This window comes from Plebeiibacterium sediminum (assembly GCF_026013605.1).
Classification (GTDB): Bacteria; Bacteroidota; Bacteroidia; order Bacteroidales; family Marinilabiliaceae; genus Saccharicrinis; species Saccharicrinis sediminus.
On record NZ_JAPDPJ010000118.1, the window covers coordinates 1 to 7,765 of the forward strand.

General features: G+C 32.2%; 7 protein-coding genes. 4 read left to right on the forward strand and 3 right to left on the reverse strand.

The window, feature by feature from the left end; translation table 11 throughout:
* Together OM075_RS23765 and OM075_RS23770 are read left to right on the forward strand one after the other, a co-directional pair.
* Positions 1-1,716 (forward strand): T9SS type B sorting domain-containing protein (locus tag OM075_RS23765; protein WP_301193054.1); only part of this gene is annotated, 1,716 nt, incomplete at its 5' end.
* Between the two features lie 119 nt (positions 1,717-1,835).
* Positions 1,836-2,849 (forward strand): PorP/SprF family type IX secretion system membrane protein, encoded by a 1,014-nt coding sequence (locus tag OM075_RS23770; RefSeq protein ID WP_301193055.1) that lies wholly within the window; start codon positions 1,836-1,838, stop codon positions 2,847-2,849.
* 189 nt (positions 2,850-3,038) lie between these two features.
* Here OM075_RS23770 and gap read toward each other — a convergent pair whose 3' ends face one another.
* The 3 genes from gap to OM075_RS23785 form a co-directional block, all read right to left on the reverse strand.
* Positions 3,039-4,046 carry a type I glyceraldehyde-3-phosphate dehydrogenase gene (gene gap / locus OM075_RS23775; protein WP_301193056.1) on the reverse strand — a complete coding sequence of 336 codons (1,008 nt, stop codon included), beginning with the start codon at positions 4,044-4,046 and terminating at the stop codon, positions 3,039-3,041.
* Between the two features lie 219 nt (positions 4,047-4,265).
* Positions 4,266-4,397, reverse strand: a complete 132-nt coding sequence (locus OM075_RS23780) for a hypothetical protein (RefSeq protein ID WP_301193057.1) — start codon at positions 4,395-4,397, stop codon at positions 4,266-4,268.
* 256 nt (positions 4,398-4,653) lie between these two features.
* The gene (locus OM075_RS23785) at positions 4,654-5,331 is read right to left on the reverse strand and encodes a hypothetical protein (protein ID WP_301193058.1); all 678 of its coding nucleotides are present in this window, start codon (positions 5,329-5,331) and stop codon (positions 4,654-4,656) included.
* 184 nt (positions 5,332-5,515) lie between these two features.
* On the opposite strand from OM075_RS23785, the gene dapA reads away from it, so the two are divergent.
* Positions 5,516-6,403 carry a 4-hydroxy-tetrahydrodipicolinate synthase gene (gene dapA, locus OM075_RS23790; RefSeq protein WP_301193059.1) on the forward strand — a complete coding sequence of 296 codons (888 nt, stop codon included), beginning with the start codon at positions 5,516-5,518 and terminating at the stop codon, positions 6,401-6,403.
* Positions 6,404-6,530: 127 nt separating this feature from the next.
* Entirely contained in the window at positions 6,531-7,283 is a 753-nt protein-coding gene (locus tag OM075_RS23795; protein ID WP_301193060.1) for an NADPH-dependent oxidoreductase, read from the forward strand.
* The last annotated feature ends 482 nt before the right edge of the window (positions 7,284-7,765 follow it).

The window sequence follows — 7,765 nt, forward strand, 5'->3', positions numbered from 1 at the left end:
TACACTTTTGATTGGAATGCAACATCGTTGAACATCCCAGCTGATGGAGGATTACAAGCAACTAATAAGTTTGATGTAGTGGTTACTCATAAAGCGACTGGTTGTACCAGTGAAGCTCATGTGACTGTATATGTCAACCCGGATCCTGCAGTTCAAAATGTGGAAGTTACCTATTGTGCTAACGAATTATCTGATTTTCAAATTGATAATTATAAGGCAGATATGCTTGTAAGTGGTCAGGATATTAGGCTATATGAATTTGATTGGGGTACCACTTCATTGAATATCCCTCAAGTTGGAGGAGAATCTATTACAACAGTTTTTAATGTTACAATTACTAATTCAAAAACTAAATCTACCAGCCAGGCTACTCTTTCTGTTATTGTTAATCCACAACCTGAAATATCAGTAATTGGTGATTTAGAGGCTTGTGAGGGAACTACATTGTCAGCTAATTCTACCAAAGATCATTTAACTTATCAATGGAATAGTACTGAAGCGTTAAATTCAGATAAGTTAGAGGTGAATGCTTCTGGAAATTATGCACTTGAAGTTTGGGATGAGAATGGTTGTTATAATTCAATTGAAACAGAGGTTGTGATTCTTAGAAATCCTGAATTAATCATGCAAAACGATACAGTTTGTTCAGGTGAAAAAGGTCTATTGACAGGACCTCAGGAACCAGGTTTGGAATATTTATGGAGTACAGGACAAAAGACATCTTCAATAAATGTTTCAGAAGGAGATTATTCTTTAACAATTACTGATATTAATGGATGTTCTGCAGAAGGTAATGTATCTGTTGTTTGGAGGAATAATCCGAATATTGATCTGGGACCCGACATGATTATTTGTCCATTAGATGAATGGATGCTTGATGCAGGTGCAGGTTTTAGTTCTTATTTATGGCAAAATGGTGAAACATCGCAGACTATTATCGCCAATATGAATGATACTGTAAACACCGTTATCGTTACCGATCAATATGGTTGCAACAGTTCAGATACTGTAATCGTACAATACAAGCAAGCAATAGATATCGATTTATGTTCCGACACGACTATCTGTTCAACTGAAACATTTTTACTTGATGTGGGTAGTGGATTTGTTAGTTATTTATGGAATGATGGAGATGATAGTTCCTATAAAGAGGTTAATGAACCAGGCATATATTCTGTAGAAGTATCTGATGGATGTTTTGTTTATAAAGATACTGCTCATATAGCATTCTTTGATGACCCGATTGTTGTATCTGTTGATTCTACAGTTTATGGTCAGTTGGTAGTGTTTGCAGAACAGGGTAGTGAACCATATTCATATACAATCAATGGGTCTAATTCACAATCCGAAAATGTATTTAGGAACCTTAAAGATGGAGAGAATGAAATTTATGTTACAGATGCTAATGGATGTAGTGCTATTGTGACAGTAGTGTTAGATAATACTTTTGATATTGATGTTCCTCCGTTCTTTACCCCAAATGATGATGGAAAAAATGATACATGGGAAATTGAAGGACTAGAAGCTTTTCCCAATAGTATAATTATGATTTATAATAGATATGGTAAGTTACTTGCTAAATATAAAGCCTCTGAAGAAAAAGGTTGGGATGGTCGTTATAATGGACAACCGGTACCTACTGATGATTATTGGTATGTTATTGAAATAGCTGGAACCTCAAAGGTTTTAAAAGGTCACATAACATTAAAACGATAAGTAAACAAAGGCTTTAGAATGTAGATTATGAATGAAACAAACCATGAGGGCGAATTCTCACACAAGAGAATTCAAAAATTGGCGAGTTCCATATGGCAATTAAAAGCAAATTTAGACATATGAAGAAAGTTAGTGTACTATCGATATTGTTTTTAATCTGTATTCTGGCAGGTGCGCAAAAATATTACATAACAAATTTATATATGTATGATATGTTTTTGCTAAATCCTGCTAGTGCTGGGAGTAATGAAAATTGCTATAGTTTTAGTGCTTTTTATCAAAATCAGTGGATGGGTATGGATGAATCACCAACTACACAAATATTAAATTTTCAAACACCATTAAAGGATAACCTTGGTATGGGAAGTTATGTTTATAATGATCGAAATGGAAATATGAAAGAGTTTGGTTTACATCAAGCCTTTTCATACGAAATTTTACTTGCAAAAAAACGTCGTTCTATTTCAACTATATCTTTCGGATTATCCTTTGATATAGAGCAGAGTAAAATAGATGAAAGTAGTTTAGTAGATCATCCTTCTGCATTGGGAGATCAAGCAATAACAGGAGGGATAACAGCTGGTTGGGGATATAATTCAAGTACAGGAATATTGTATAAATATAACGATTATCAATTGGGATTTGCTGTTACTAATTTATTCAATCAAAATAATCCATTGTATTTGAATTATGATGAACCTGATTTAGCAAGGGATTATAATATATCTTTAAGTTCTATGTATAAAATATCTTCATTGGGTATCTTTGTTGAACCAATCATTATGTACCGCCAAAATTCCAATAAAGATAGAAAGCTGGATTTAACTTTAAAGGGAATTTTTCCTACCATGGATCCCGAATATGCTTTGTGGGGACTGGTTTCTTACCGAAGAACAATGGATTATGACTATGGAAAAAGTCTTGGCTTAGGTACAACTATAGGAGTAAATTATCATAGAATTAGTTTTGGTGTGGAATGGCAATTGGGATTAACAGGAGCGCAGCAGGATTTGGGTAGTGCCTATCAGTTAGTATTAAAATATGTAATCTGTAATAATTTAAAAAAGAAAGCTATCCCTTGTTCTGAAGTTCAGAAATTCAAAAATGCTCGTTATTCTGGTATAAGTTGGTAATAAAAAATCGATTGTTCGTATATGTTATTGAAGCTTTATATAAGATTAATATAACCAGAGTTGCTACTTCAAACGATCATTGCGATAAGTCAAGTGTAAAATCATTAAGATTCTTTTAACAAATAGAATTTTTAGACATAAAAAAAGGCTCACTAAAAGTGAGCCTTTATATTTTATAGTAAACTGTAATTATTTTACAGAATCCATGTACTCGATAAGTTCACAAACTTTTGTAGAGTAACCCATTTCGTTGTCATACCAAGATACAACTTTAACGAAAGTAGGAGATAACTGGATACCAGCACCTGCATCAAAGATAGAAGTTCTAGAATCACCGATGAAGTCGTTAGAAACAACAGCATCTTCAGTGTAACCAAGTACACCAGCTAATTCACCTTCAGAAGCTTCTTTCATAGCTGCACAAATAGCTTCGTAAGTAGTTTCAGTAGCTAAACGAGCAGTTAAGTCAACTACAGATACGTCTGGAGTTGGAACACGGAAAGCCATACCAGTTAATTTTCCGTTTAATTCAGGAATAACTTTACCTACAGCTTTAGCAGCACCAGTAGAAGAAGGAATGATGTTTTGACCAGCACCACGACCACCTCTCCAGTCTTTAGCTGAAGGACCGTCTACAGTTTTTTGAGTAGCTGTAGTAGCGTGTACAGTTGTCATTAAACCTTCAACAATACCAAACTTATCGTTTAATACTTTTGCGATAGGAGCAAGACAGTTAGTTGTACAAGATGCGTTAGAAACGAAGTTCATGTCGTTAGTGTATGAAGTGTTGTTTACACCCATAACGAACATTGGAGTATCGTCTTTTGAAGGAGCAGACATTACAACTTTTTTAGCACCAGCGTCGATGTGACCTTGAGCAGATTCTTTAGTTAAGAATAAACCAGTAGACTCAACTACATACTCAGCTTCAACAGCACCCCAGTTAATGTCAGCAGGGTTTCTTTCAGCTGTAACACGGATCTCAGCTCCGTTTACTACTAACTTACCATCTTTTACTTCAACAGTACCGTTGAAAATACCGTGAGTAGAGTCATACTTTAACATGTAAGCCATGTAGTCAACGTCGATAAGGTCGTTAATAGCTACAACTTCAATAGTTCCTTTGGCAACAGCCTGACGAAATACGAAACGACCGATACGGCCAAATCCGTTAATACCAATTTTGATTTTTGACATTTTATAGGTTTTTTAGAAATAAAATTTACAACTCTCTTAAAAATGAGGTACAAAAGTATAAAATCATTAACAATTGGTCAAAAAATAAGGGCTTGATTTTTATAAATGAGTATTAAAAAATGTAAAAACACTAAGAAAGGTGTTGTAGAGCAGATAAATAAAAAAAGGAGCTATTCTATCGAATGCTCCTTGGGCCAACTAAATGTTACTTTTGCTAGCTTATGCGTTTTCAGTATTTTTTTCAACTTTAACTTTGCTATAAGCAGGACAATCTTGAGTTGATTTACAAGATGTTAAGCCTAATGCAACAAAAAACACAACAGTTGCTACAATAACGAATGCTTTTTTCATATCTTCTTTATTACAATATAATTAATGATAGTTTTAGTAACTTTTCTTATTTTAAATCTTTATATTCTTGTAACGTTAATTCTTTAATAGTGTTACAATATTTTAGGTATTTAATGACTAAAAAACAATATTTACTGATAAATAATATCATTTATTACAGTAAATAAAGGATGCTAAAAATATTATTTAAACTTTTCTAAAGCAAAAAAAATGTATAATTAATTACAATTATCCGTTTTGTTTCCAATTAGTATGTTTAAATATTGTATAATTTTCCAGGACGTTTCATTTTCTTTAATTCAGAAAAGGCCCTATCCACATCTTCGTCATTCACTAAAATGGTAAATTCATTGGTCGTTGAAATAACTTCTGTGATATTAATACCTTCCCATGCAACTGATTTTAATATATAATAGTAGAATCCGGGTATCCTTGAATTATTTTCATGTAGTTTAACTGTAATCGCAGATAAATTTTCGGTTTTATAAATGAGTTCCTCTTTTTCAAAGAATTTATCCACCAACTCAGAGTAATAACTTGTAATTACCAGATTTGATTCATGCACTCCTCTTACTAATGTATAAAAGATATCAGGATTTTCAGCAATGGATTCTATCACCTTCATATGACATCTGATAAGTGTTTTACTATTTCTGAAAGTACAGTCTGTTAAATCAGAACGAACAATAATATCACCCAACATGGTTCTCATTTTATCAATACTTTTATTGATAGAGAAATTAACTTGTGGCGAAAGTCTGTTCAGAGCCATAACAATAGCGCCATGTTTTGCCTCCTTTGAAATAATTTTCTCAATGTCTGGCTTAATTTTTCTTGCTAACGCAGATATATTAATTAACCCATCAGATAGAGCTTCAGATAAAAAGGGCTTTACTTTAACCACCATTTCAACGGCTTGCGGAATTGTTACCATATAATCAAAACTTTTTACAAATATACAAAATGTTAAAAAATTAACAAGATGTTATAAAATGGTTTTTTTTAGATATAAATTTTTCAATTAATTAAAACGCAACTATATTTGTAATCGATTTAAAAGAACAGAAAATTTGTCTTTTAATTAGAATCAATAAAATTGTTTTAAGATATAGAACACCATGGCATTTACACTTAAAGGATCAATAGTTGCAATTGTTACCCCTTTTTTAGAATCAGGAGAAATTGATTGGGATGCTTTTGATAAAATTATTGATTTCCATTTGACTAATAATACAGATGGAATTGTGGTATGTGGAACTACAGGAGAGACACCTACCTTATCAGATGAGGAAGATGAAGCACTAGTTGCTCGTGCAGTTGAACTTATAAAAGGAAAGATACCGGTAATTGCAGGAAGTGGTAGTAATTGTACCTTAACAGCAATTGAAAAAACTCAGAAAGCCAAAGATTTAGGTGCAGATGCTGCTTTAGTTGTTGTGCCTTATTATAATAAACCTACTCAAAAAGGAATTTATAATCATTTTAAGGCAGTTGCAGAGGCGGTTGATATTCCAATTATCTTGTATAACGTTCCTTCACGAACAGGAGCCGGATTAGAACCAGAAACTGTAGTTCAGTTGGCTAATGATTTTGATAATATTGTAGCAGTGAAGGAAGCTGCTGGAGTTATGTCTTATTTTACTGAGATTTTAGCTAATGCTCCTGAAGATTTTCTGGTTTATAGTGGTGATGATTTCCTTGCATGTTCTGCTAATTTATTAGGTGCTCATGGGTGTATTTCTGTTGTAGCCAATATTATTCCAAAAGACTTTAGTAAACTTATGGAAGCTTCGCAAAATGGAGATGTGAAAATAACAAGAGAGTTATTCTATAAATATCAAAAGTTAATGGATTTGTGTTTTATTGAGTCTAATCCAATTCCTGTTAAAACAGCCTTAGCTGAAATGGGAATGATGCAGGAAACTTTTAGAGCTCCTTTATGCACAATGGTTGATGATAATAAGCAAAAATTGATGGATGAATTAAAAGCTTTATCCATTATTTAAATAATATAATAAACCGTTTAAGGTTTAACGATTTTATATTTTGTTGGTGATGATGCAAAGGGGTCTTTCAGTTAATGAAAGGCCTTTTTGTTTTTTAGTATATCTTTGTATATAAATTTTTTTAAAAATGATGGAAACAATATTAAACCATAGATCTATTAGAAAATATACTTCAGAGAAAGTAAGTAGTGAAGTGTTGGAAGAAATTCTGAATGCAGGAATAAGAGCTTCAACTACTGGTAATATGCAGGTATATAGTGTAGTAGTTACTCAGGATGATTCAAATAAAGAAAAATTGGCACCTTGTCATTTTAATCAGCCAATGATTAAAGGGGCTCCGGTTGTTTTGACTTTTTGTGCGGATTATAACAGGTTTAATAAATGGTGCGAGCAAAGTAATGCTAAGCCTGGCTATGATAATTTTCTGTCGTTTGTTACCGGAGCTATTGATGCGCTTTTGGTTGCTCAAAATGTTTGTATTGCTGCAGAAAGTAAGGGCTTAGGAATATGTTATTTAGGTACAACAACCTATACTGCAGATAAAATTATTGACGTATTAAATTTACCTAAAGGAGTGGTTCCTGTTACAACCGTAACACTTGGTTACCCTGATGAATCTCCTGAATTAGTTGATCGTTTACCTTTAGAAGGAGTTGTTCATTATGAGAGTTATAAGGATTATTCGAAAGAGGATATTAAAAAAATATACTCAGAAAAAGAGCAGTTGCCTGAAAATATTGGTTTTGTAAAAGAGAACAAAAAGGAATCATTAGCACAGGTTTTTACTGATATAAGATATAAAAAACAAGATAATATTGTGTTTAGTAAAATATTGCTTGATGTATTAACTAAGCAAGGTTTTATGAATAACGAAGAGTAGATAAGTATTATAAATCAATAAAATATTGCATTAAAATTTGAAAATTAATTGATTTTTGATGCTTTTATTTTTATATTGCTAAATCATTTAAGATAAGTTTAAAATATTAACTATTCATTTGTTAAGTGTTGTGTGTTATTTATTACAAATGAATTTTGTGTGTTGTGTTAGTTGAGAATGAAAAGGCCGTTGTTTCCCCAAACATGGCCTTTTTCGATTTTATGCCTTTTATGTAAGCGCTACATTTTTAATTGTAGTTTGAGTTTATTATTCTGATTGAAGCGTTTCGTTTTATATATAATTATGCGTTTGTAAACGATTAATAGAACGTATTAGTCAAATTATTGTTAACTTAAGGGAACAATTTAACAAAATCATTTACTTTTGTTCACATCTGTCCTAAATAAAGCCAATTAGGTTCCAGTTTCCTGGAACAATTATTTTTGTGGTGTCTAATCATAAAAATACTAATTGGCTATGAA

Coding starts and splice junctions, on each gene's coding strand:
- OM075_RS23770 (WP_301193055.1), top strand. CDS start 1,836: ATGAAGAAAGTTAGTGTACTATCGATATTGTTTTTAATCTGTATTCTG.
- OM075_RS23780 (WP_301193057.1), bottom strand. CDS start 4,397: ATGAAAAAAGCATTCGTTATTGTAGCAACTGTTGTGTTTTTTGTTGCA.
- OM075_RS23785 (WP_301193058.1), bottom strand. CDS start 5,331: ATGGTAACAATTCCGCAAGCCGTTGAAATGGTGGTTAAAGTAAAGCCC.
- gap (WP_301193056.1), bottom strand. CDS start 4,046: ATGTCAAAAATCAAAATTGGTATTAACGGATTTGGCCGTATCGGTCGT.
- dapA (WP_301193059.1), top strand. CDS start 5,516: ATGGCATTTACACTTAAAGGATCAATAGTTGCAATTGTTACCCCTTTT.
- OM075_RS23795 (WP_301193060.1), top strand. CDS start 6,531: ATGATGGAAACAATATTAAACCATAGATCTATTAGAAAATATACTTCA.